The organism is Vogesella mureinivorans, assembly GCF_007644035.1.
GTDB classification, from domain to species: Bacteria; Pseudomonadota; Gammaproteobacteria; order Burkholderiales; family Chromobacteriaceae; genus Vogesella; species Vogesella mureinivorans.
Genome location: NZ_VMTV02000141.1, coordinates 1 through 296, shown reverse-complemented (window position 1 = coordinate 296; position 296 = coordinate 1). Strand labels below are relative to the sequence as shown.

The window sequence follows — 296 nt, the reverse complement described above, 5'->3', positions numbered from 1 at the left end:
CCTGTCGCCGGTGTTCGTGACCCCGGACGAGCTGGGCGAGGACTGGCGGGACAGCAAGGTCCACCTGCCGCTGCTCAGCCATATCAACGGCGAGTGGTTCGGCGCGCCCGAGGCCGGCGTCGACATGCAGTTCAGCTTCGCCCAGCTGATCGCCCATGCCGCGAAGACCCGCCCGCTGGTGGCCGGCAGCATCGTCGGCTCCGGCACCGTGGCCAACGAGGATGAGGGCAAGGGCGCCTCGTGCCTGGCCGAGAAGCGCATGCTGGAGATCATCCGCGAGGGCAAGCCCAGCACGC

At 69.9% G+C, this 296-nt stretch carries 1 protein-coding gene; it reads left to right on the top strand.

Annotated elements, in window-relative coordinates:
* Nucleotides 1-296, top strand: a 296-nt coding sequence (locus FLQ44_RS04825; protein ID WP_147693323.1) for a fumarylacetoacetate hydrolase family protein, incomplete at both ends; no start/stop codon positions are given.